At 46.0% G+C, this 25451-nt stretch carries 22 protein-coding genes and 1 pseudogene; 7 read left to right on the top strand and 16 right to left on the bottom strand.

Annotation, left to right across the window (positions count from 1 at the left end; all coding sequences use genetic code 11):
• From Q7V21_RS01240 to mnmG, 11 genes and pseudogenes are all read right to left on the bottom strand, one after another.
• Positions 1-170: pseudogene (locus Q7V21_RS01240) on the bottom strand (F0F1 ATP synthase subunit alpha); the annotation flags it as partial.
• A gap of 24 nt (positions 171-194) precedes the next feature.
• Positions 195-725 (bottom strand): F0F1 ATP synthase subunit delta, encoded by a 531-nt coding sequence (locus Q7V21_RS01235; protein ID WP_304915543.1) that lies wholly within the window; start codon positions 723-725, stop codon positions 195-197.
• A gap of 12 nt (positions 726-737) precedes the next feature.
• A complete protein-coding gene (locus Q7V21_RS01230; RefSeq protein WP_304915542.1) occupies positions 738-1208 on the bottom strand; it encodes a F0F1 ATP synthase subunit B in 471 nt (156 codons plus the stop codon).
• Between the two features lie 51 nt (positions 1209-1259).
• Positions 1260-1493, bottom strand: coding sequence for a F0F1 ATP synthase subunit C (atpE, locus tag Q7V21_RS01225; RefSeq protein ID WP_069294818.1), 234 nt, complete (start codon positions 1491-1493; stop codon positions 1260-1262).
• A gap of 59 nt (positions 1494-1552) precedes the next feature.
• Positions 1553-2452, bottom strand: coding sequence for a F0F1 ATP synthase subunit A (gene atpB, locus Q7V21_RS01220; RefSeq protein WP_370654037.1), 900 nt, complete (start codon positions 2450-2452; stop codon positions 1553-1555).
• 8 nt (positions 2453-2460) lie between these two features.
• On the bottom strand, positions 2461-2835 hold the full coding sequence (locus Q7V21_RS01215; protein WP_304915541.1) for an ATP synthase subunit I: 375 nt from the start codon (positions 2833-2835) through the stop codon (positions 2461-2463).
• Between the two features lie 259 nt (positions 2836-3094).
• Positions 3095-4948 carry a methyl-accepting chemotaxis protein gene (locus tag Q7V21_RS01210; protein WP_304915540.1) on the bottom strand — a complete coding sequence of 618 codons (1854 nt, stop codon included), beginning with the start codon at positions 4946-4948 and terminating at the stop codon, positions 3095-3097.
• A 247-nt stretch (positions 4949-5195) separates the two neighbouring features.
• A complete protein-coding gene (locus Q7V21_RS01205) occupies positions 5196-6059 on the bottom strand; it encodes a ParB/RepB/Spo0J family partition protein (RefSeq protein ID WP_304915539.1) in 864 nt (287 codons plus the stop codon).
• A gap of 18 nt (positions 6060-6077) precedes the next feature.
• A complete protein-coding gene (locus Q7V21_RS01200; RefSeq protein WP_304915538.1) occupies positions 6078-6860 on the bottom strand; it encodes a ParA family protein in 783 nt (260 codons plus the stop codon).
• Between the two features lie 5 nt (positions 6861-6865).
• Complete coding sequence (gene rsmG, locus Q7V21_RS01195; protein WP_304915537.1) at positions 6866-7492, bottom strand: 16S rRNA (guanine(527)-N(7))-methyltransferase RsmG; 627 nt, start codon at positions 7490-7492, stop codon at positions 6866-6868.
• The gene (mnmG, locus tag Q7V21_RS01190) at positions 7492-9375 is read right to left on the bottom strand and encodes a tRNA uridine-5-carboxymethylaminomethyl(34) synthesis enzyme MnmG (RefSeq protein WP_304915536.1); all 1884 of its coding nucleotides are present in this window, start codon (positions 9373-9375) and stop codon (positions 7492-7494) included. Before mnmG ends, rsmG begins: the two co-directional genes overlap by 1 nt.
• A 153-nt stretch (positions 9376-9528) precedes the next feature.
• Between mnmG and Q7V21_RS01185 the strand changes: the two genes are divergently transcribed.
• Complete coding sequence (locus Q7V21_RS01185) at positions 9529-9888, top strand: diacylglycerol kinase (protein ID WP_292361378.1); 360 nt, start codon at positions 9529-9531, stop codon at positions 9886-9888.
• Here Q7V21_RS01185 and lgt read toward each other — a convergent pair.
• Positions 9860-10654: a prolipoprotein diacylglyceryl transferase gene (gene lgt / locus Q7V21_RS01180; RefSeq protein WP_304915535.1), complete on the bottom strand. Its 795-nt coding sequence runs from the start codon at positions 10652-10654 to the stop codon at positions 9860-9862. The two genes, Q7V21_RS01185 and lgt, sit on opposite strands and share 29 nt — an antisense overlap.
• A 288-nt stretch (positions 10655-10942) precedes the next feature.
• Between lgt and Q7V21_RS01175 the strand changes: the two genes are divergently transcribed.
• The 3 genes from Q7V21_RS01175 to Q7V21_RS01165 all read left to right on the top strand — a co-directional run bounded on the left by Q7V21_RS01175 (position 10943) and on the right by Q7V21_RS01165 (position 13371).
• The gene (locus Q7V21_RS01175) at positions 10943-11680 is read left to right on the top strand and encodes a TorF family putative porin (protein WP_304915534.1); all 738 of its coding nucleotides are present in this window, start codon (positions 10943-10945) and stop codon (positions 11678-11680) included.
• Between the two features lie 62 nt (positions 11681-11742).
• A complete protein-coding gene (locus Q7V21_RS01170; RefSeq protein WP_069294829.1) occupies positions 11743-12081 on the top strand; it encodes a P-II family nitrogen regulator in 339 nt (112 codons plus the stop codon).
• Between the two features lie 18 nt (positions 12082-12099).
• Complete coding sequence (locus Q7V21_RS01165) at positions 12100-13371, top strand: ammonium transporter (RefSeq protein WP_136553830.1); 1272 nt, start codon at positions 12100-12102, stop codon at positions 13369-13371.
• 101 nt (positions 13372-13472) lie between these two features.
• Here Q7V21_RS01165 and hemE read toward each other — a convergent pair whose 3' ends face one another.
• The 3 genes from hemE to gltB form a co-directional block, all read right to left on the bottom strand.
• The gene (hemE, locus tag Q7V21_RS01160; protein ID WP_304915544.1) at positions 13473-14537 is read right to left on the bottom strand and encodes a uroporphyrinogen decarboxylase; all 1065 of its coding nucleotides are present in this window, start codon (positions 14535-14537) and stop codon (positions 13473-13475) included.
• A 397-nt stretch (positions 14538-14934) separates the two neighbouring features.
• Positions 14935-16341: an FAD-dependent oxidoreductase gene (locus tag Q7V21_RS01155; protein WP_136553828.1), complete on the bottom strand. Its 1407-nt coding sequence runs from the start codon at positions 16339-16341 to the stop codon at positions 14935-14937.
• 24 nt (positions 16342-16365) lie between these two features.
• Complete coding sequence (gene gltB / locus Q7V21_RS01150; RefSeq protein ID WP_304915533.1) at positions 16366-20856, bottom strand: glutamate synthase large subunit; 4491 nt, start codon at positions 20854-20856, stop codon at positions 16366-16368.
• A 232-nt stretch (positions 20857-21088) separates the two neighbouring features.
• Between gltB and purE the strand changes: the two genes are divergently transcribed.
• Genes purE through Q7V21_RS01135 form a run of 3 tightly spaced genes read left to right on the top strand, consistent with a single transcriptional unit; the run spans position 21089 to position 23003 of the window.
• Positions 21089-21583 carry a 5-(carboxyamino)imidazole ribonucleotide mutase gene (gene purE / locus Q7V21_RS01145; protein WP_136553824.1) on the top strand — a complete coding sequence of 165 codons (495 nt, stop codon included), beginning with the start codon at positions 21089-21091 and terminating at the stop codon, positions 21581-21583.
• Positions 21584-21597: 14 nt separating this feature from the next.
• Positions 21598-22728, top strand: coding sequence for a 5-(carboxyamino)imidazole ribonucleotide synthase (locus tag Q7V21_RS01140; protein ID WP_304915532.1), 1131 nt, complete (start codon positions 21598-21600; stop codon positions 22726-22728).
• Positions 22728-23003 (top strand): SelT/SelW/SelH family protein, encoded by a 276-nt coding sequence (locus Q7V21_RS01135; RefSeq protein ID WP_304915531.1) that lies wholly within the window; start codon positions 22728-22730, stop codon positions 23001-23003. The genes Q7V21_RS01140 and Q7V21_RS01135 overlap by 1 nt, the downstream gene beginning before the upstream one ends.
• A gap of 53 nt (positions 23004-23056) precedes the next feature.
• Here the strand turns inward: Q7V21_RS01135 and topA are convergent, their stop codons facing one another.
• Positions 23057-25339, bottom strand: a complete 2283-nt coding sequence (topA, locus tag Q7V21_RS01130; RefSeq protein WP_304915530.1) for a type I DNA topoisomerase — start codon at positions 25337-25339, stop codon at positions 23057-23059.
• Between the last annotated feature and the right edge of the window lie 112 nt (positions 25340-25451).

Genomic DNA, 25451 nt, shown 5'->3' with positions numbered 1-25451 from the left:
CCTGGAAACTCAAGCATTTCCCCGGACATGACATCGGCAAGACCATGAATACGCACGATACCATCGGTTACACCGACTACGGTGCCTTCTGTTCGTGCTTCAGTAGCCCCGTCAAAGCTTTCAATTCGCTTTTTAATCAGGTCACTGATTTCTGCTGAATTCAGTTGCATCTCTGTTTCCTCTTTACGGGCCGCTTAGCTTATCGCGCTGGCCAGTCTGTTCAATTTACCTAAGGCAGATCCATCGATTACCAGATCGCCTGCCCGAATGATTGCGCCACCCAGCAGACTTTCGTCCACACTCTCGCTGAGCGTAATTTCTTTGCCTAAACGTTTTTTCAGTGCTGCAGCAATCTTGCTTTTTTGCTCATCGGTCAATGGACGCGCAGTGATCACATCTGCAAACAGTTTTTGTTCCGCATCGGCGCGTAACTGTTCATATAGCTCAGCTATTTCAGGCAACAGCATCAGTCGATTGTTTTCTGCTAACAACAGCAGAAAACCACGAGCGTCCGCACTTAAGTCACCTGTAATACCAGCCAGGAAATCAACCGCTTGCTCATCACTGACGGTAGGGTTATCCAAAATAGCCTGGATTTCACTGTTCTCAGCACATTGAGCCAGAACTGCAAGCAGCTCAGACCATGTCTGCATATCACCTTTTTCTTGTGCTATCGCAAATACGGCTGATGCGTAGGGGCGAGCGATGGTTATTGATTCTGCCATCCTATGATTCCTCTAGATTTGGCTGACTAACTCATCGAGCAGATCACTGTGGGCTTTATCATCAATCTCACGATTAAGGATTTTGCCAGCACCCGCCAGTGCAACCGCACCGACTTGAACTCTCAGTTCATCACGAGCCCGATTCGCTTCTTGCTCAATTTCCGCACGTGCAGATGACATAATTCGTTCACCTTCAATACGTGCAGTACCTTTAGCTTCATCAACAATTTCATTTCCACGACGTTGTGCCTGGGAAACGATTTCGCTTGCCTGATCTTTGGCTTCGTGAATCACTTGTTGAGCACGCTTCTCTGCCAATTCCTGTTCATGTCTGCCACGCTCTGCAGCAGCCAGGCCATCAGCGATTTTCTTTTTACGCTCATCAAGCGCCTGCATAATCGGTGGCCATACATATTTCATGCAAAAGCCAACAAACAACAGGAACGCAATTGCTTGACCTATCAAGGTTGCATTGATATTCATGCCTGTACCTCTTTGTTATCGCAACGGTAGTGGTAGTTAGTGTTTAAACTATTAAACCGCAACTGCGAACAACACGTACATTGCCAAACCAACAGAAATCATTGGCACCGCGTCAAGCAGACCTGCAACCAAGAAGAACTGTGTACGTAAAACTGGTACTAATTCTGGTTGACGTGCAGCAGCTTCAAGGAAACGTCCACCCAACAAACCGATACCTAAAGCGGCACCCAGTGCGCCCAGACCAGCCATTAAAGCACCTGCAATTAAGATTAAACCTAGTTCCATTTCTTTCTCCTAAAACTTCTTTGATAAATAAAAAGTAAAGCTAAAAACCACTCAAAAAATTAGTGATGTTCCTGATGTGCCATATCCAGATATACGATGGTCAGCACCATGAAGATGAATGCCTGCAAGGTGATAATAAGGATATGGAAAATTGCCCAGCCAACCTGTAACAGAGCGCCTAGTGAACCAATAACCAAACCGGCACTGTACATAGTGGCGATCAGGATGAAGATCATTTCACCGGCGTAAAGGTTACCGAATAAACGCATTGCTAAAGAGAAGGGTTTTGCTAACAACGTCACCACTTCCAACACAAAGTTGAACGGTAGCATTTTCTTGCCGAATGGCTGGAAAGCAAGCTCACCGAAGAAGCCACCCAAACCTTTAATCTTGATGCTAAAGAAGATAATCAGTAACAACACGGTTAACGCCATACCGAGAGGGGCATTAATGTCAGTTGTTGGTACGATTTTGAAAAATACGTCGTGAGGATCGACGCCGAAGAGGAAGGAACCAGTATGTGCAGCGATTTGAGGGAAGACATCGACCGGCACAAGGTCCATTAAATTCATTAAGAAAACCCAAACAAAAATGGTCAGGGCTAATGGTGCAACAAAGGTGGTTTTACCACCTGCAAATGAACCACGAACCGTGGTATCAACAAACTCTATAATCATTTCTGCGAAGTTCTGCATCGGGGTAGGAACACCAGCAGAAACTTTTTTGGCCACGCTACGGAAGAACCACATCATCACCACGCCAAGCATGATGGACATAAACATGGTGTCTACGTGGATCGACCAGAAACCCATCTGTGCTGCTTCGCCGGATGACAAAGCAAAACCCCATTCGCCTGTCGCTTCCCAAACACCTGGCTCTACTTCTACGTGTTTTTGACCAAATGCCAGATTCTGTAGATGGTGCTTGATATGTGATGATACTGTTAGCTCTTCTGCCATGATTTATCTCAAGCCTGTCTCATATGTCCAATAAATAAAATTATTTGCATCGCCGCGAAGCCGAGCAGTAAAGGTAGGGCGCGAAGTTCAAGCACCGCAAATCCCACTGCAAACATAGCTATGGTGAGCAACCATCGCTCTGCAATACACCTGAATGCTCCCCCAAGGTTTAGCTCTGGGTTTGCACCAGCCTTCTTGACTGTTTTCAGTAAATGCCACCGAAGCAGCAATGTGTTGGCCAAACTGATCATTCCGCCAAAGCACAGGGCTATGGCGACATCCTTGCCTTGTAACCAGAAGACACAAGCCACCATGATAATCAATGCTATAAACTGGGTTTTTAGCAAACGATTTACGGGCTTAACTCTGGTTAACTGCTCCATTTTTATCCGCTGGATCTTAGTTTTGCCTTAAGCAAATCAGGGAATTATATAGACCTATGCTTTGCATGGTCAACGACTATCTCGGTTAATTTATTTTAGGCTGAAGAAAATTGCAGATTTATGAAATAACGTGTTCACAATTTTTTCGTTGTGAAAGTTTCCATTTTGGATTCTGCTTTTGAGTGAAGTTAACTGTGATATTTTCCCGACAAGGGTGTTACTAAAACATAAACTTTGAATTAACCTGGGGCAATTTTAACTATGCCCTTTTGTATTTTAAGGGGAGTTCCAGTGATTTGGGCTGTAAATCAAACTTCCGGCAATGCGCTTCATATAACGTTTTAAGTTCCGCCTCACCCATCAAATTGCCAGGTTCATCACGGTAGCTGATGCTGCCATTCACTGCTGAACCCTGCCACCTTTGTTCGATCTGTTTACGTTCTGGTTGTTGTTTGAACCAGGCAATAAACTCATTGGCTTTTGCCAGCAATCGATAACTTGAACCCCAGGCATTTACTGCCATTGTGTAGTAATACGGCTGCTGTGCAATATTGCCAGGAATAATCTCGATTTTGCCGTACCAAGGACTGCCGGGATTTTCACTGGCCCAATAATAAATCGGCAAGTCAACACCAAAGGCATCCACTACCCCATCAGCCAGGCAGTTGTGGATTCGTGACTGATCAGAATAGGCAATCAGATTATCCAGCTTAATCCGTCCACCGGATTTACTTTCATTACTACTCCAGCGAAGTCCGCGATCTTCGAGCACTTGGAATGCAGCCGGATCATTGATGATACCGACTACTTTGCCAACTAAATCTTCAAGTCGGTTGATATTGTTGTCGCCTTTACGGCGAGCCAATACCCAGTGCAGGTAGGTATAGGCTTCAGAGTAGGCAATATTGTCATATTCAGCAGATGGTGGCAGTGCACTGATAACAATGTCTGCAGGCGGTTCGCCATATTTTTTACCTGCCGTGAGTAACTCGGTACACATATCCCAGGGTGCTTCGATAAATTCACATTCAACGCCGAGAAAATGAGCAAAAGCTTTGGCATAATCCACATCCATGCCTTTAAGGGGCTCACCCAGTTTTTCCCGGAAAGACAAACCAACAAAGTTTGGCTCAATAGCAACGCGAAGTTTGCCACGATGCAAAATATCATCCAGCTGATCATGTGCCGCATCAGGTACCAGATAGAGTTTTTTCAATGTGGCATCCATTGATTTGACGGCGGCATTGATGTCTGCGGCTTGAATATCAATTTTTTCCAGACCTTTTGAGGTGTCTTCAACCACTTCATTAATGATTTTGTTTTTACTGTGAATGCGCTGCATGATGCCGTTGCTTAAATCCAGCGTTTCAAAAATCACGGTGGTGTTTTCCATTACCGCCGTCAACTGCTCGCTGATTGACTGAAACAGCTCGGTCAACTGCCCGGTGGCAGATTGAATAACCTCAACAAAATTGTTCAATCTTTCGGCATTGGTCTGGCTAATGTTATCCAGTTCGGCATTAACTTGCGTGAAGTCGAGTTGCTTGGAGGCCTGCTGCGCTCTTTCCATAGTGACTGCTGCCAATCGTCGGACTTCATCTGCCACAACCGCAAAACCACGACCATGCTCACCTGCACGCGCAGCCTCTATAGCAGCATTAAGTGCCAACATGTTTACCCCACGGCCAATTTCCAGAATGCCGTCAAGCACATCAGTGACGCTTTCGGATTTTTCATTCAATGTGAGAGATATTTGCTGCATAGCCAGCCCGACAGCGGCATTGACATCATTCACCTCTACATCAATTTGAGATTGCAATGCACCAACGGTGGAATTTGAGCTATTCAGATAATCATTAGCTTGTTTTAACTCGGTATCCAGTTTGTCAGTCCGCTGACCGATTTCAGATAAAAAGTTTTGCTGGACTTCCAACGCGCGGAAAATCTGTCTGGAAAGCTGGGCTGTCTGGCTGCTCACTAATTGAATAGAACGATAAAACCGCTTTTCTTCTTCTGAAAAATGCTGAATGTCTGGAAGTTCAGGTACCAACACCTTGCTTAGGTTGGCTTCACTGAGTTCTGATGAATTGAATATTCTGTTCAACAATTTCATTGCTGATTCCATAATTTTTGAATAAACAGCAATATGCAATTGTCAGTCCAGCGAATGGCTGAATTGTGTGGAACAGATATAAAGACTTTAAAAACGTGATTGCAAGCACACTTAGCAGCTCTAACTTCAGCCAGGGCAGTTTGTTATTGCAGATAATGAAACAAAGTTGCACCACAGTGACACATCGATGTCCCTAATTCTGTGCAACCTGTTGGATGAAAATACTGAGAAAATTGTTTTACTGTATTTAAACGCCAATTTGCTTGATCAGCCGTTTTAGCTCATCGACATTGGCATAATCAAACACCAGCTTACCTTTACCATTGGCGCGGTGTTTAATACTAAAACCATTGCCAAGTTTTTCAACAATACGCTGTTCAATTTGCTCGATTTCTTCGACTGAAGGTTGAGCGACTTCCGGCTTATCTGTTGCTGAGGGTTTTAACAGACGGCGGACCAGCTGTTCCGTTTCACGAACAGAAAGACCTTTTTCAACGATCTGTAATGCTGCTTCGGATTGGCTTTCGCCTTCCAATGCTAACAGAGTGCGGGCATGACCCATTTCCAGATCGCAGTTCTCCAGCAACTTTTTCACATCATCATTGAGATTACGCAGACGTAGTAAATTGGTGATGGTGGCTCGGGATTTACCCACTGCCTCGGCAGTTTGCTGATGGGTTAATTCAAATTCTTCACGAAGTCGGAACAAGGCGTTAGCCTCTTCCATCGGGTTCAGATTTTCGCGTTGGATATTCTCAATCAATGCCATGGCTATCGCGCTGCGATCTGACACATCTTTGATTAAAACCGGAACACTTTCCAGACCAGCAAGTTTAGATGCCCGCCAGCGCCGTTCACCGGCAATGATTTCATAACGACCGCCTTCGATCGGTCTAACCACAATTGGTTGCACCAGACCTTGAGCACGAATCGAATCAGCAAGTTCTTCAAGGGATTCCTGAGACATATCCATACGCGGCTGGTATTTGCCGGGCTGGATCATGTCGAGAGGAAAATGTTGCAAGCTGTCATTCAGGCTGTTTTCATCCTGATTGACGTCACCTAACAGCGCATCAAGTCCTCTGCCTAATCCTCTTTTTTTACTTACCATGCTAGGAATACCTGTGTGTTAACTTGCTGATGTTGCTTTTTTATCACGACGCATCAATTCACTGGCCAGTGCCATGTAAGCAATTGAGCCACGTGAAGTCCTGTCATAATTTAACACAGGCAGACCATGACTGGGCGCTTCGGCTAAGCGAACATTGCGTGGAATAATTGAATGAAAGACTTTGCCTTGAAAATGACTTATCAACTGACGGGAAACCTGATTAGCCAGGTTGTTACGTGCATCAAACATGGTTCGTACCATGCCAGTCACTTCCAGCGCCGGATTGGCGCGTTGTTTTACTCTTTCAATAGTACGCAGCAAAGATGTCAGGCCTTCCAACGCGTAATATTCACATTGAATAGGGATTAACACGCCTTTAGAGGCCACCAGTGCATTGACTGTTAGCATGCTCAATGATGGCGGACAATCGATCAGAATAAAGTCGTATTTTTCTTTGCTGGATTCCAACGCTAATCTGAGGCGGTGTTCGCGCAGTTTGATGTCCAGCAACTGGACTTCGGCGGCTGTCAAATCAGTGTTTGTAGGCATTACATCAAAGCCCAAACCTTCGGGACGGATGATGGCGTCACTGGCTTTAGCTTCCGCCATAATGACGTCATAACTGCTGACCTCAATGGCTTCTTTATCAATGCCACAGCCGGTGGTCGCATTACCTTGCGGATCCAAATCAATCATCAATACTTTCTTGCCGGCATCAGCAAGTGAAGCCGCCAGATTTACTGTGGTAGTCGTTTTACCGACACCGCCTTTCTGATTGGTAACCGCAAATATATTTCCCACTGACTTTAATCCTTAATCAGTCTTACCAGATGCCTTTCAGCCTGATCCCCCGGTACACTCAACGGCACAACATCTCGTAGTTTAAAACCGTTTTGAACCGCTGCCAGTTCTTGTTCAGGGTAAACGCCTTTCATCAATAGCAGGCTGCCCGCATCATCGCAGTGTCTTGCGGCTAAATCAATAATCTCGGCAATGGTGGCAAATGCTCTGGCGGTAACCACTTCTACCTTTGGCAGGCTTATTTGTTCCACACGCCCATGAACTACCGTGACATTATTCAATTTCAATTCGGCTTTTACTTGCTGTAAAAAACGTGTCTTTTTGATATTGCTGTCCAGCAAGGTCACGGCCATTTGCGGAAAACAGATGGCAATGGGGATTCCGGGTAGCCCGGCGCCACTGCCAACATCCAATAAGCTTTTACAATTCAGGTAAGGAATCAGTGACAAGCTGTCGAGTATATGACGCGTCAACATGGATTGAGGATCACGTACAGAGGTCAGGTTATAGACCTTGTTCCATTTTTGCAGCAGCGCCAGATAATCCAGTAATAAGCTTTTTTGATCGTCAGAAAGTTGTAATTGCAGTTCTGCACAGCCCGCATCGAGCTGTGCTTTTAAATCAGATCCCATCAGCTCGCTTCACTCCAGCCGGAACGTTTCAGATGAACCAGTAATAATGAGACAGCAGCAGGAGTCACACCCGAGATCCGTGCAGCCTGGCCTAAACTTTGTGGTTTGGCATTTTGTAGTTTTTCCCGGACTTCATTCGATAAGCCACGTACATTGTGGTAGTCCAAATCGGCTGGAAGCGTTGTACCTTCATTGCGTTGCAGACGATTCACCTCATTTTGCTGGCGATTGATATAGCCAGCATATTTCACCTGAATCATCACCTGTTCCGCGACATCATCCGCAACAGACTGTTCTTCACCCAATAATGTCATCAAGCCTTGATAATCCACACTAGGACGACGTAATAATTCAATCGCCGTACTGCTTTTAGCAAGCGGTTCACCCAGTACTGAAATAGCACGTTGCTGATCTATTTTGTCTGCTGATACCCGTGTGGTATTCAAGCGGGTGTTTTCAGACTCAATCGCTTCCAGCTTGGCACTGAATACGGCCCAACGCTCATCATCAACAATGCCTAACTGGCGACCAATCGGTGTCAGACGCGAATCGGCATTATCTTCACGTAACATCAAGCGATATTCTGCACGACTGGTGAACATACGGTATGGCTCTTTAGTACCTGAGGTAATCAAGTCATCGATTAACACACCGATATAGGCTTCATCACGACGTGGGAACCAAGGCTCAAGCTCACGAGCCTGTAAACCGGCATTCAGACCAGCGATCAAACCTTGTGCGGCTGCTTCTTCATAACCCGTCGTGCCATTAATCTGACCGGCAAAGAACAGGCCCGGCATATGTTTGGTTTCCAGCCACGGGGTTAAATCACGTGGATCAAAAAAGTCGTATTCAATGGCATAGCCCGGACGAGTGATGTGGGCATTTTCCAAACCTTTCATTGAACGCACAATCTCATATTGCACATCAAACGGCAGACTGGTGGAAATACCATTGGGATAGACTTCATTACAGTCCAAACCTTCTGGCTCAAGGAAAATCTGGTGTGAATTACGATCAGCAAAACGCACCACTTTATCTTCAATCGAAGGACAATAACGTGGACCAATGCCTTCAATTTCACCACTGTACATTGGTGAACGGTCCAGATTATTGCGGATCACTTCATGAGTTTTTTCATTGGTATGGGTGATGTGGCAGGAAATCTGGGCCGGATGATGTTCACGTTTGCCAAGAAATGAAAATACCGGTGTTGGGCTATCACCTGGTTGTTCAGCCAACTGTGAAAAATCAATACTGCTGGTGGCAATACGTGGTGGTGTACCCGTTTTTAAACGGTCAACACGGAAAGGTAAGGCTCGCAAACGTTCTGCCAATGCAACCGAAGCAGGATCTCCGGCACGACCACCTTGATGACGCTGTAAACCAATATGAATTACGCCACCAAGGAAAGTACCGACAGTAAGCACAACGGTTTTAGCACCAAACCGTAAACCCGATTGGGTGACAACACCGGCAACACGACCATTTTCAACGATCAAATCATCAACCGCTTGCTGGAATAAATAAAGATTGGGTTGTGACTCCAATACGGCGCGAACGGCAGCACGGTAACGAACACGATCAGCCTGTGCGCGAGTAGCTCTTACCGCTGGGCCTTTGCTGGCATTCAGAATTCTGAATTGGATACCGGCCCGATCGGCTGCTTTGGCCATGATACCGCCCAGAGCATCAATCTCTTTAACCAGATGGCCTTTGCCGATGCCACCGATTGCCGGGTTACAGCTCATTTGGCCGAGAGTTTCGATATTTTGCGTGAGCAAAAGGGTTTTTACACCTTGGCGGGCAGCCGCTAACGCAGCTTCGGTACCGGCATGGCCGCCGCCAACGACTATTACGTCATATTGATCCTGATACTGCATAACTCACCCACGACAAAACATGTAAAAAGACTGGTGATTTTAACATGCCAGTCATAATCTTTGCCTAATATTTCAATCATTTATGTTTAGCTTTGCTCAAAATCCCAAGCAACCTCAACATCCTCTTTATCAAACTCACTGGACACTGTCACGATGATTGAAAAAAACACCGGTATCAAGCGCTTAATGTTTGCATTGGTTTATTCGTTGCAAGGCCTATACGCCGGAATCCGTTATGAATCCGCATTCCGACAGGAATTTATTCTGCTGTTATTGCTTGGTATTGTGAGCTTTTTTCTTGATGTCACCCCAGCTGAAAGACTGCTGATGATTGCCTCTCTGGTAGCGGTACTGATTGTTGAAGCACTTAACTCGGCCATTGAGTGTGTGGTCGATCGGGTGAGCACCGATGTACACAAACTGTCTGGCCGAGCCAAGGATTATGGATCGCTTGCTGTGTTACTAACTTTATTATTAAGTGCCGCTACTTGGTTGATGATTTTGCTGGATTAGACCGTTGATAGGCCCAAAGCATCATACCCAGCCCAGCGATGATCATCGGTACACAGAGTAATTGTCCCATGGTGAACCAATCAAACGCCAAGTAACCGTATTGCGGATCGGGCACCCGGTAAAACTCTGCGATAAAGCGGAAACAGCCATAACCTAATAGAAATAAACCTGATACCGCTGCACGGGGACGAGTTTTTGCTGAGAACCACCATAAGATAATAAACAGTAATAAACCTTCAAGCATTGCCTGATAAAGCTGTGATGGATGACGAGCCAGCGGTCCTCCCGTTGGAAAAACCATAGCCCATGGCACATCAGATACCCTTCCCCATAATTCACCATTAATAAAATTACCTATCCGACCAAAGAATAAGCCTAGTGGTACCATTGGCGCAGCAAAGTCACTGATCTCAAAAAATGATTTGTCTGACTTACGGCCAAATAACCAAATTGCAACCAATACGCCAATCAAGCCACCATGGAAAGACATACCTCCTTGCCATACTTTGAATAAATTCAGTGGGTTATCAAGTATATTCGGTAAATCATAGAATAACGCGTAACCAATCCTGCCGCCCAAAATCACCCCGATTGCACCATAGAAAAGCAAATCCTCTACCTGCGATTTTTCCCAACCATGTTCATTGGCTCTCCATCGGCCCAGCATCCAGGCTGCGACAAAACCAAACAGGTACATCAAGCCATACCAATGGATAGCAAGTGGGCCAAGTTCAAGCGCAACGGGATTAATCTGTGGGTAATTCATATATTGTTCTCATCTTCGTAGGTGCAGGCATCATAACAAGCCAGTCATTAAACATCATTAACAGAATTTGCACCATTTTTGAGCAAAGCAATTTACTCATCGCACCAAAATAACTCTTTTGATAACAGCACAATATCTACAAATTAGCCTAAGCATATGTATTTTAATCGTTTTTTAAAACTGGCATGTAAACTGCGTTAGTTGTGGCAGTCTGAATACACGATGTTGTAAAAAATCAACGCATCGGATTGAACAAGACTACAAAACAATTCAAACGAGGAGATTTAAATGAAATTCAAAACGCTCTCAGCAATGTGTCTTGCTGCAACTACAGTTTTAGCTACTTCATCAGCAATGGCATGGGAAAGCGAAGACGGTGCGCATTCAGTAACTGCTAACGTTTTATTAGGCAGTGATTACATTTTCCGTGGCGCTTCACAAACAGATAACAATCCTACTATCCAAGGTGGCTTGGATTATGGTCATGCCTCTGGTTTGTATGTTGGTGCTTGGGCATCTAATGTCGACTTTGGCAACGGAGAGACAGCGGATGAAGATGAAGCTAAATCAGAATTCAACCTTTATGGTGGTTTTGCCAGTGAAATTGGCGAAACTGGAATTGGTTATGATATCGGTGCGATTCGTTATTACTACCCAGGTTTAGGCGGCTCAGCTGACTTTAACGAAATATATGGTAGTTTAAGCTATAGCTTCTTTACATTTGGTATTGCACATACTGGTAACGTCTTTAATGGCGGCGAGGATGCTACTTATTACAATATTGCTTTTGAATATGGCCTTCCATATGACGTAACGTTTATGGCTCATATTGGTTATCAAGATTTTGATAATGAAGATCAAGATGGACCAAGCTATAACGATTACCTAATCGGTGTTTCTAAAACCATGTTTGATCTAGATTTCGCATTAACTTGGACAGATACTGATAGTGACGGTGAAGACTTTGCTGGTGATAAAGATCTGGTCGACAATATCTTTACAGTTAGTGTTTCTAAATCATTCTAAGACCTGAACCGTGGACCGCCTTGCAACTGCAAGGCGGTTTATTCTAAAGAAGGAATACGCTTATGAAACAAGTTGTAGCAATTATCAAGCCTTTCAAGCTTGATGATGTCCGCGAATCACTCTCCGAAATCGGCGTGCAAGGTTTAACGGTTTCTGAAGTAAAAGGCTTTGGACGTCAAAAAGGGCACACTGAGCTATACAGAGGTGCGGAGTACGTTGTGGATTTCCTGCCAAAATTGAAACTGGAAATCGCAATTGATGATGGCATCGTAGAACAAGTTATCGAAGCTATCATTAAAGGCGCTAACACTGGCAAAATCGGTGATGGCAAAATCTTCGTTTACCCACTTGAGCAAGTGGTTCGGATTCGCACTGGCGAAACCGGCCCAGAAGCTCTGTAAGCTTAGGGAGTATAGATAATGGAAAATGAAATCTTCCAACTCCAGTACGCCATGGACACCTTTTACTTTTTAGTATGTGGTGCTTTGGTTATGTGGATGGCGGCCGGCTTCTCAATGCTTGAAGCAGGTCTGGTTCGTGCTAAAAACACCACTGAAATTCTGACCAAAAACGTCATGTTGTTTGCTATTGCTTGTACCTCTTACTTAGTGGTTGGCTATGACATTATGTACGGCGGCGGTTTATTCCTTGCAGGTATTGACGGTGGTGAAACACTGGTAGCTGATGCATTGGCATTATCTGCTGAAGAAGGCTTTGAAGGCGGCGCAGTTTACTCTTCTGCATCTGACTTCTTCTTCCAAGTTGTGTTTGTTGCTACAGCAATGTCTATCGTTTCAGGTGCGGTTGCTGAACGTATGAAATTGTGGGCTTTCGCTGCATTTGCCGTTGTAATGACTGCATTCATCTACCCAATGGAAGGTTCTTGGACTTGGGGTGGTGCTGATGTATTTGGCATGTACAACCTGGGTGACCTTGGCTTCCTGGATTTTGCTGGTTCCGGTATTGTTCACATGGCGGGTGCTGCTGCAGCATTAGCTGGTGTTATCTTACTGGGTGCTCGTAAAGGTAAATATGGTCCTAACGGTGAAGTTCGCCCAATCCCTGGTGCAAACCTGCCTTTAGCCACTTTAGGTACCTTTATCCTGTGGATGGGTTGGTTCGGCTTCAACGGCGGTTCTGTTCTGAAATTAGGCGATATGGCTAGTGCCAACGCAGTGGCAATGGTATTCCTGAATACAAATGCTGCAGCGGCTGGTGGTGTACTTGCTGCTCTGGTTGTTGCCAAATTGTTATTCGGTAAAGCTGACTTAACCATGATTCTGAATGGTGCTCTGGCTGGTCTGGTTGCAATCACTGCTGGCCCTGACACTCCGACTCCATTGATGGCAACCATCATTGGTGCTGTGGGTGGTGCGATTGTAGTGTTCTCAATCGTCTTTATGGATAAAGTGAAAATTGATGACCCTGTCGGTGCAATCTCTGTGCATGGTGTGGTTGGTCTGTGGGGTCTGCTTGCAGTGCCACTGACAAACGCTGATGCCAGTTTCTCTGCACAAATCATCGGTGCCGTAACCATCTTTGTTTGGGTATTTGTTTCCAGCTTCATTGTCTGGGCAGTACTGAAAATGATTATGGGTCTGCGTGTGACCGAAGAAGAAGAATACGAAGGTGTGGATTTGGTGGAATGTGGTATGGAAGCATACCCAGAGTTCACTAATAATTCTAACTAAGTCATTCTCGACACAACAAAAAAGGGCAGGTTTATCCTGCCCTTTTTTATATCTGAAATTTACCAAGCCCAAAGGCTTGTTACAGCTTTAATAGATAACCATTACTGATGATATTGAACACTTTCTGCATGCACCGCATCCACTAACGCTGCAACGTGTTCCGGATTAATCGTCGGATGAATACCATGGCCCAAATTAAACACATGGCCACTGCCATGACCATAGGCTTTGAGAATTTCTTTTACTTCTGTTTTTATTCGTTCCGGCTGAGCATATAAAACGCAAGGATCCATATTCCCCTGCAATGCGACTTTCTCACCTACTTGGTAACGCGCCAGTGAGATATCCGTTGTCCAATCCAGTCCTAAAGCATCCGCTCCTACTTCGGCCATATGACTTAACCATTGGCCGCCGCCTTTGGTAAACATGGTTACCGGCACGCGTCTTCCTTCATTTTCTTTGGTTAAGCCGCTGATAATTTGCTGCATATAAGCAAGGGAGAACTCTCTGTAGTTTGGCCCACTTAACGCCCCGCCCCAGGTATCAAATAACATCAATGCTTGAGCTCCGGCAGCTATTTGAGCATTCAGGTAAGCGGTGACAGACTTAGCAAGTACTGATAGCAAGTTATGCATCACTTCTGGCTCATCAAACATCATAGCTTTGATTTTGGAGAAATCTTTGCTCGAACTGCCTTCAACCATATAACAAGCCAAGGTCCAAGGGCTGCCACTAAAGCCGATTAATGGCACTTTGCCATCAATTTCTCTGCGGGTCAGACGGATCGCATCCATCACATAACCCAGACTGTCTTCCATATCCGGAACGCTGAGATTGGCTACATCTGCTGCACTGCGTATGGTTTTATGAAATTTGGGCCCTTCTCCGGCAACAAAATGCAGACCAAGCCCCATTGCATCAGGAATTGTCAAAATATCGGAAAAGATAATCGAGGCATCCAGATCGTAACGTCGAAGCGGCTGCAAAGTGACTTCAGAGGCCAGTTCTGGCGTAGTACACAAAGTCATAAAGTTACCGGCCTTCTCACGCACCTGACGGTACTCGGGCAAGTATCTGCCAGCCTGACGCATAATCCAAACCGGAGTTTTATCGACAGGTTGTTTTAATAAAGCACGCAGATAACGATCATTTTTTAATTCGGACACCGGAGCACCTTTTTTGTTGATGGCAATTACTAGGGTTTGTTGATCTTTCATATCCACCACTGCTGGCGGCTATTTTTGTGTCCGACAAGGCGGAAAGCACGCAGTGTAGCCACCCTACATAAGTGATTGACAACGCAGGCGGCCGCAAAAATAGCCCCAGCCCTTCGGGTTGTGACTGAAAAAGCGTCACTCTGCGTTGCTCGTCGCTTATTTAGAATAACTAAAAGGCGCTCCTCGTGCCTTGATTGACGCTTTTTCAGCTCACAACAGAGGCGGATATGAAAGATAAACAAGCCCTAACTCAGAAACAAAATCGCACTGAGAGATCAGACTCAATCGAGTATGACCAACTCAGTGCGATAAGATTGCCACTATTTTTCAGATAAAAACTGGAGTTTTACACTTCCAGATATTCAAGAATACCTTCAGCCGCCTGGCGACCTTCCCAAACAGCGGTAACCACTAGATCAGAGCCACGAACCATATCACCACCGGCGAAGATTTTCGGATTAGTGGTTTGATAAGCACAAGCACCTTCAGCAGGAGCAACAACACGGCCACCATCATCAATGCTGACATTGAATTTTTCAAACCATGGTGCTGGGCTTGGGCGGAAACCAAAAGCGATGACGACTGCATCAGCAGGAATAATTTCTTCACTGCCGGCTACAGGCTCAGGACGACGACGACCACGCTCGTCGGGCTCACCCATTGCTGTAGTGACCACTTTGACACCGGTTACTTTATTGCCATCGCCAACAATTTCAATCGGCTGGCGATTCCACATAAATTCAACGCCTTCTTCACGCGCATTATTTACTTCACGGCGGGAGCCCGGCATGTTTTCTTCATCACGACGGTATGCACAGATAACGTTAGTTGCACCTTGACGAATTGCCGTACGGTTACAGTCCATTGCTGTATCACCACCACCAAGCACCACTACCTTCTTACCTTCCAGCGAAACATAATTTTCTGAAGGTAAGTCCAGCAATTTTTTGTTGTTCGCCACCAGATACGGTAACGCTTCATATACGCCTGGCAATTCTTCGCCAGGGAAGCCACCTTTCATGTAAGTGTAGGTTCCCATACCGAGGAAAACAGCATCGTATTCGTCAAGCAAAGCATCAAATTCAACGTCTTTACCTACTTCGGTATTCAGACGGAATTCAATTCCCATACCTTCCATGACTTCACGGCGGCGTTTAACAACGTCTTTTTCTAATTTAAATTCTGGAATACCAAAGGTCAGTAAGCCACCAATTTCAGGGTAGCGATCAAACACTACTGGTTTTACACCATTGCGAACTAATACGTCAGCGGCACCTAAACCTGCAGGGCCCGCGCCAATCACCGCAACACGTTTACCAGTATCGACAACCTTGGATAAATCCGGACGCCAGCCTTGAGCTAAAGCGGTATCGGTAATGTATTTTTCTACAGAGCCAATGGTCACGGCGCCAAAGCCGTCATTCAAGGTACAGGCGCCTTCACATAGACGGTCTTGAGGACATACCCGACCACAAATTTCTGGCAAAGTGTTCGTCTGATGGGCCAGTTCAGCAGCCTGTTCAAGATTGCCTTCACTAATCAGTTTCAGCCAGTTTGGAATATAGTTGTGTACTGGGCACTTCCATTCACAGTAAGGATTACCACATTCCAGACACCGGTCAGCCTGTTCAGCCGCCTGAGGCGCATCAAATTGCCCGTAAATTTCACCAAATTGCTGTTTGCGAACATTTGCATCGAGTTTTTTGGGGTCAACACGACCTACATCTAAAAATTGAAACGTATTTTTTTTCATCGTTATTTTGTTTTACCAGTTGTATCAGGCCGCTTTGGTGGCGATTTTCAATAAACCATCCAATGACGCTGCTTTGGGTTTGACCAGCCAGAATTCTTTAATCGCCTGTTCAAAGCGATCCAGGATCTGGTGCGCCCAGACACTACCGGTTTCACGCACGTGGTCTTCAATAAGGCCTTTTAGATGCAGAGCAGCTTCGGACATTTCGTCGCTGTCAATCCGCACCAATTCAACCAGCTCTTCGTTATAACGCTCAGCAAAGGTGTTATCCAAATCCAGCACATAAGCCAGACCGCCAGTCATACCCGCACCAAAATTCAGGCCGGTTTCGCCCAGCACGACAACAACCCCACCAGTCATATACTCACAACCGTGATCGCCGACGCCTTCGACAATAGCTACTGCGCCGGAATTACGTACTGCAAAGCGTTCGCCAGCTTTACCTGCTGCATACAATTCACCGCCAGTCGCACCATATAAACAGGTGTTACCAATAATACTGGCATTCTGCGTTTCAAAATCACTTTCAGGTGATGGATAAATGGTCAATTTACCTGCCGCCATGCCTTTACCGACATAGTCATTGGCATCGCCTTCAAGACGCATTTCCAGACCGCCGGCATTGAATACACCAAAGCTTTGTCCGGCAGAACCTTTCAGATTCAGACGGATAGGCTTATCAATCATGCCGTAATTGCCATGAAGCTTGGCAATCTCACCAGATAACCGTGCGCCAATTGAACGGTTTATGTTACGAATGCTGTAACTGAATTCACCGCCAGTTTTATTAACGATGGTTTCTTTAATATCAACCACCATCTGTTCAGCCAATTCACCTTTATCATAAGGTTCATTTTTCGGTTCAAGACAGAACTGGGGTTTATCGGCCGGAACACCAGCGTTTGACAATAACGGTTGCAGGTTCAATCCGCGTTGCTTGTCCGTAGTGCCCGGCAAAATTTCCAGTAAATCAGTACGACCAATTAAGTCCTGCAAACTACGAACACCAAGTTTAGCCAACCACTCACGGGTTTCGCGAGCCACAAACTGGAAGTAGTTCATCACCATTTGTGGCAAACCGATAAAGTGCTGTGTACGCAGCTTTTCATTCTGCGTTGCAACACCGGTCGCACAGTTATTCAAATGGCAGATCCGCAGATATTTACAACCTAATGCCACCATAGGACCAGTACCGAAGCCAAAACTTTCTGCCCCCAGAATCGCTGCCTTAATGACATCCAAACCAGTTTTCAAACCGCCATCTGTTTGCAGACGAACTTTGTCACGTAAATCATTGGCACGCAGAGTCTGGTGGGCTTCACTCAAGCCAAGCTCCCAAGGACCGCCAGCATATTTGACCGATGTCAGCGGGCTTGCACCGGTACCACCGTCATAACCAGAAATAGTAATCAAATCGGCATAGGCTTTTGCCACACCTGCGGCAACGGTTCCGACACCTGCTTGCGATACCAGTTTTACTGATACCAAGGCATCCGGGTTGACCTGTTTCAAGTCAAAAATCAGCTGCGCCAGATCTTCAATCGAATAGATATCATGATGTGGCGGCGGTGAAATCAGTGTTACGCCTGGTACAGAATGGCGCAGTGTCGCAATCATCTGATTGACTTTGCCACCAGGTAACTGACCACCCTCGCCAGGCTTGGCGCCTTGAGCGATTTTGATCTGCAATACTTCTGCGTTGACCAGATAATGTGGTGTTACGCCAAAGCGGCCTGAAGCAATCTGTTTGATTTTGGAGACACGCTCGTTACCAAAACGATCCGGATCTTCGCCACCTTCACCAGAATTTGAACGACCACCTAAACGGTTCATCGCAATCGCCAAAGCCTCATGAGCTTCGGGCGATAAAGCACCTAAAGACATACCTGCGCTGTCAAAGCGTTTGAGAATAGCGCCAGTATCTTCAACTTCTTCAATATCCAGCGGTGTATCAGCCAATTTGACATCAAGCAGGTCGCGTAAAACCATCGCTGGCCGTTCGTTAACTAGAGCCGCATAAGTTTTGTAGTCATCAAAACTGCCACCCTGAACGGCTTTCTGCAGCGTGCCAATAACATCCGGGTTATAGGCGTGATATTCACCACCATGGATGAATTTCAGCAAACCGCCTTGTTCACGTTTTTTACGTTGATTCCAAGCCAATTTAGATAGTTGCAACTGATCTTCATGCAAGGCTTCAAAATCAGCTCCGTTGACTCGGCTGGTTGTGGCAGTGAAACATTTTTCAACCACAGCATCGTTCAAACCGACAATCTCAAACAGTTGAGCGCCACGGTAGCTGGCAATCGTTGAGATACCCATTTTCGAGGTGATTTTGAACAATCCTTTATTGATGCCTTTACGGTAGTGACGGCATAATTTAGCATGCTCAATATCTTTAATTTCATTGGTGGCACGCAGATCCTGCAAGCAAGCGTATGCAAGATAAGGGTAAATTGCAGTTGCGCCATAGCCCAGCAGCACCCCGAAATGATGTGGATCACGGGCGGTTGCGGTTTCAATAATCAAGTTGGCATCGCAGCGCAAACCGGATTTAATCAGATGCTGATGTACCGCACCAGTTGCCAGTAGGGCATGTACCGGCAGTGTATCTTTGGAAATATCACGATCACTAAGAACCAATACAACATTGCCAGTACGGACAGCTTGTTCTGCATCAGCACAAATTGCATCAATTGCTTTTTCCAGGCCGATTTCTGGCTGGTAATTCAACGAAATACGATAGGATTTGTATTCTGGATCGTTGTCACCCAATTTAAGGATTTGATTGAACAGCTTTTCAGTCAGTACCGGAGAATCCAGCACCACCCGCTGAGCGTGATCTTCACCTTCTTCAAACAGGTTGCGCTCTTGACCGATACAGGTCTCCAGCGACATAACAATGTTTTCACGCAACGGATCGATCGGCGGATTGGTGACCTGAGCGAACTGCTGACGGAAAAAGTCGTACAACGAACGGACTTTCTGAGACATGACCGCAAACGGGCTATCGTCACCCATCGAACCAACGGCTTCTTGACCGATCTCACCTAAAACTCGCAGAACTTGATCGCGCTCTTCGAAGCTGACGCCGAACATTTTTTCAAAGATTTCCAGCTCTTCACCCTGAATTTCCGGCAAGGTATGCTGATCGTCTCTTTCTGTGTCTTCCAGACGCTGTAAATTATTATTCAGCCACTCGCCATATGGCTGAGCGTTTTTCAACATATTATTGATATCTTCCGGCATCAACAACTCACCGGTCTGAGTGTCTACCGCCAGCATTTGACCTGGTTTCAGACGACCTTTTGCTACGACATCTTCTGGCTGATAGTTATAAACGCCGACTTCTGATGCCAGTGTGATATGGCGATCCTTGGTAATGACATAGCGCGCAGGACGTAAACCATTACGATCTAACGTACACGCTGCATAACGACCATCGGTGATAACGACACCGGCGGGACCATCCCATGGTTCCATATGCATCGAGTTAAAATCGTAGAATGCTTTCAGATCCGCATCCATGGTCGGATCGTTCTGCCAAGCTGGTGGAATCAACAAACGCATTGCACGGAACATGCTAACGCCACCCGCCAACAATGCTTCCAGCATATTATCCATGCTAGATGAGTCAGAACCGGTGGTACCAACTAATGGACGAATGTCTTCCATGTTTTCGATCAATGATGTCGCAAACTTGGCGCCACGCGCTAAAGCCCAGTTACGGTTACCTTGGACAGTATTAATTTCACCATTGTGTGCCAGATAACGGAAAGGCTGAGCCAAACGCCATTGCGGCCAAGTATTGGTGGAGAAACGTTGGTGGAATACGCAAATAGCCGTTTCCATCCGCTCATCACCAAGGTCTTTGTAAAACACCGGTAAGTAAGACGGCATTACCAGGCCTTTATAAGACACCACTTGTGATGACAGGGTTGGAATGTAAAAGTCTTTATCGTCGGTGATTGCTTTTTCTGCTTTACGGCGAGCGATGTATAGATTGCGCTCAAAAGCGGCAGCATCCATTGATTCACCGGCATTAACAAATACATGACGCATCTTCGGCAATAAACGTAAGGCTTCCTGACCGCAGGCTGTTTCAGCATCAACCGGCACTTCGCGCCAGCCCAATACATGCAAGCCCTGTTCAGTCAGTTTTTCGCTCACCGCATCCTGCGCTAACTGTGCTTTGTTGTCGTCCTGTGACAGAAAAACCATACCGACTGCATAATGCTCTGCCAATGAAAAGCCAAGCTCTTCGGCAATCGCTTTAAAGAAGCTGTCAGGCTTTTTCAGCAATAAACCGCAACCGTCGCCGGTCTTACCATCAGCACCGATCGCACCTCGATGGGTCAGGTTACCCAAAGCTTCAATGGCGGTTTTAACCAGCCAGTGGCTTGGCTTACCATCCATTTGGGCAATCAGGCCGAATCCGCAGTTATCGCGCTCAAATTCAGGTCTGTAAAGACCTTGTGTTAGTTCTGTTGGCTGACTCACGTCACATACCTTCATCGTTTGTTAGCGCCGTCGCAGCTCCATTCCGGTGGTTAAACCAGCACAGCTATGTCAAAACTGAGGAGCGTCGCACAAAAACACGGCAGAAAGGATCACCTAGTATAACGATTGATCCGGCACCATTCAATTCTAGCTACACTTTTAGACCGTGCTATCAGCAGTAAATTTTCCTATTTTCAATAAAATAGCTAAAATGCACTGCTTTTCTGACAATACAATCGGACTAACAATGGACAAACCACTGGTAGGTGTAGTGATGGGCAGCAACAGTGACTGGCCCGTCATGCAAAAAGCCGTCGAGCAACTTGAAGCTTTCGGCGTAGCCTATGAAACTCAAGTTGTCTCTGCCCACCGAACACCTGACCTGTTAACCGAGTATGCTAAAACGGCTAAAGCTAAAGGATTAAGCTGTATTATCGCTGGTGCCGGAGGTGCTGCTCATTTACCTGGCATGCTCGCTGCGAATACATTGGTACCCGTTCTGGGAGTACCAGTTCCATCTCGCTACCTGAAAGGTCAGGATTCTTTATTATCCATTGTGCAAATGCCGAAGGGAATACCTGTGGCGACCTTTGCCATTGGTGAAGCTGGTGCCGCCAACGCAGCCCTATTTGCTATTGCCCAGTTATCTATCCATGACAAAAAACTGGAAGCAAAACTTGAGCAGTTTCGTAAAAGTCAGCATCAGGCCGTTCTGGACATGACGCTGCCACCATTAGCATAAAACTGAGGACGTAAATGATCTTACCAGGTGCCACACTAGGAATGCTGGGCGGCGGCCAATTAGGTCGCATGTTTACCACCGCAGCTCAGACAATGGGCTATAAAGTTATTGTGCTGGATCCGGATAAAAACAGTCCTGCAGGCATTATTGCTGATCAACATATCTGTGCGGCTTATACCGATGAATCTGCCCTCGCCGAACTTGCCCAACTTTGTGCAGCGATCACTACTGAATTCGAAAACATTCCTGCCAGCACCTTGGCATTTCTTGAACAACGCACTGTCGTTCATCCCTCATCAACGGCTCTGGCGAGTACGCAGAACCGTAATGTTGAAAAAAACTTTATTCGTGCTCAAGGCATCTCGACCGTACCTTTTGTCAAAATAAACTCCAGCAACGATATTGATAGCCTCAACAATCAGGTTACTTTCCCGGCCATACTGAAAGTAGCGACTTTTGGCTACGATGGAAAAGGTCAGATTGTTTGCGAAGATTTATCAGCCGTGTATGCAGCATTTGATGCCATGGGACAAAAAGAATGTGTTCTGGAACAGCGTATTGATCTGGAACGAGAAATATCCGTTGTGTTAGCACGCGGTCAGGATGGACAGATAACGCCTTTCCCGGTCGCTGAAAATGTGCATATCAATGGCATCCTACATTCGACCACTGTGCCGAGCATTGCGGCAGAATCACTTCAGCAAACGGCGATTGAAATGGCCAGTAAAATTGCTGAAGGCCTTGCATACGTTGGCACCATGGCAGTCGAATTTTTCGTCTCGAAACAAGGTGACATTATTGCTAATGAAATCGCACCGAGACCACATAATTCCGGTCATTACACCCTGGATGCTTGCCGCACCTCACAATTTGAACAACAAGTAAGAATGCTTTGCGGTTTGCCAGCTGGAAATGCTGAGCTTATCTCGCCTGTTGTGATGATTAATTTATTAGGTGATGTGTGGGGCAATAGCCAGCCACACTGGAATAAACTACTTACTCAGCCAGATATCAAGCTGCATTTATACGGAAAAAAAGAAGCACGTGCTGGTCGCAAAATGGGTCACTTTAATGTGCTTGCTGCTGACACATCTCAAGCAATGGAGCTGGCCAGTCAAACTTTTGAAGCCATCAAAGCTGATTAATGCACAACATTACGATTACCTATTGCACGCAATGCCGATGGATGCTCAGAGCAGCTTGGATGGCCCAAGAATTACTCAGTACTTTTGATGGCGAGATCACTGAATTAACGCTTAAACCGGGTACCGGCGGAGTGTTTGAAGTAACGGCGGATAGTGAGTTGGTCTGGTCAAGAAAACAGGAAGGCCGCTTCCCGGATATTACCGAGCTGAAACAACGTGTTCGCGATGTCATTGCTCCAGAGCAGGATTTAGGTCATTCCGATAAGAAAAAGTAATAGCCAAATATGAGGTAGATAAAAAAGGGACATTTTCACGTCCCTTTTTATTTTTAAGCGCCTTCCACTTTGACGCTGTAACCGCAGTCTTTCTGCGGACAGACTTTTTCGGTGCCTTTACTCTTGGTGGTTTTGATACTCAAAATAGGCCAATTACAATTAGGGCATGGTTCGGCAACCGGCTCATTCCATATCGCATAATCACAGGTTGGGTATTCCGAACAGGAATAGAACACCTTGCCGCGTCGTGACTTACGGGTAAGGATCTCGCCTTTTTTACATTTCGGGCATTCAACACCGGTTTTATCCGGCTGCTCCAAAGATTCGATATGCTTACATTTCGGATAACTGCTGCAGCCGATGAATTTGCCGTACTTACCGGTACGTACCCAAAGATCTGATTCACATTTAGGACATTTACGACCTTCAACCACTTCCGGTTCACTGGCCGTGGTTTCTTCGCCATCAATGTTGCGTGTGTAATCGCATTCAGGATAACCGGTACAACCGATAAAGCGGCCACTGCGGCCCAACCGGCTGGATAATTTTTTACCGCATTTCGGACAATCTTCATCCAACAGTTCTTGTGTTACATCGCTACGCTGAACTTCCTTGTCCTTGGTTTCAACTTGCTCTTTAAATGGTCCCCAGAAATTACGTAATAAGGGTATCCATTCCGCCTCGCCGCGCGATACCGCATCCAGATCATCTTCCAGTTTGGCGGTAAAGTCATAGTCCACATAGCGGGTAAAGTGTTCGACCAGAAACTTGCCGACAACACGCCCCACATCGGTTGGATGAAAGCGTTTTGTAATTAACTCAACATATTCACGTTGCAACAGGGTGGAAATGATGCTGGCATAAGTTGATGGACGGCCAATATCATGCTCTTCAAGACTGCGGACCAGACTGGCTTCACTGTATCTCGGTGGTGGCTCGGTAAAATGCTGCTCAGGACGGATGGCAATTAAGTCGATAACTTCTCCAACTTCCATCGGCGGCAAAATAGTTTCGTCTTTGTCGCCTTTGGTATCGTCTTTACCTTCCAGATAAACACTCATAAAGCCAGGATTAACTACGGTAGAACCATTGGCACGGAATGTATTTCCCTTGCCACAGCCCAAATCCACGGCAACGGTATTCAAAGTCGCGTGGATCATCTGACTGGCTAAAGTACGCTGCCATATCAGGTTATACAGTTTGTGTTGATCGGCAGATAAATACGCCTTCATTTCATCTGGCGTGCGCAACACTGAGGTTGGGCGGATCGCCTCATGCGCTTCTTGGGCATTTTTGGATTTGGTTTTATATTCCTGCGGCTTGCTCGGCACCGATTTAGCGCCATATCGCTGACCGATAAATATGCGGATTTCTTCGATTGCTTCTGCCGCCAGCGTTACCGAGTCGGTACGCATGTAGGTGATCAAACCTTCTGCCCCCTCGCCTGTATCCACACCTTCATATAACTGTTGAGCAACACTCATGGTGCGCTGTGCGCCAAAGCCTAATTTACGGGAAGCTTCCTGTTGCAATGTTGAAGTGGTGAATGGTGCAGCGGGATTACGTTTACGTTGTTTTTTCTCAACGTGAGTAACTAACAGTTTGCCTTCAGAAGCTTTGTTTAATGTTTTAACGACTTCATCTGCCTGCTCAGTATGTTCAATACTGAACTGACTAAGTTTTTCATTTTTGTATTGGGTTAATTTTGCTTGAAACGGTATTTTCTCAGCTGCAGCATCAGCTTCGATGGTCCAATATTCTTGAGCTTTGAACGCTTCAATTTCCAGTTCTCGCTCGACAATCATTCTAAGCGCTGGACTTTGCACCCTGCCCGCAGACAAGCCTCGACGAACTTTTTTCCACAACAGTGGCGAAAGGGTAAAGCCAACCAGATAATCGAGCGCTCGACGCGCTTGCTGAGCATTGACCAAATCCATCGACAGTTCGCGTGGATTCGCTACCGCATCATTGACGGCTTGTTTGGTGATCTCGTGGAAAACAACACGAAAGGTTTCTTTATCTTTTAATACGCCTTTCTTTTTTAATAACTCATACAAATGCCAGGAGATAGCCTCTCCCTCACGATCCGGATCCGTTGCCAGATAGAGCGTGTCGGCTTTTTTCATGGCTTTGGCAATCGCCTCAACATGTTTACTGTTGCGATCGATAATCTGATATTTCATTGCAAAATCATTCGACGGGTCGACTGCACCTTCTTTAGGCAGTAAATCCCGGACATGACCATAAGATGCCAAGACTTCTACATCTTTGCCCAGATATTTTTTGATGGTCTTGGCCTTGGCCGGCGACTCAACAATGACGAGTTTTTTTCCCATAAAATCCTGTACCAAAAATAGACGCTCTAAATAACACTGCCCGTGTAAAACGGGCAGTGTTATGCATAATAAGAGCGGTCAAATTCAGTGAATAACCGCTTCCAAATCTTCA

The organism is Methylophaga sp. (assembly GCF_030651745.1).
This window is presented reverse-complemented; position numbering and strand designations above follow the sequence as displayed.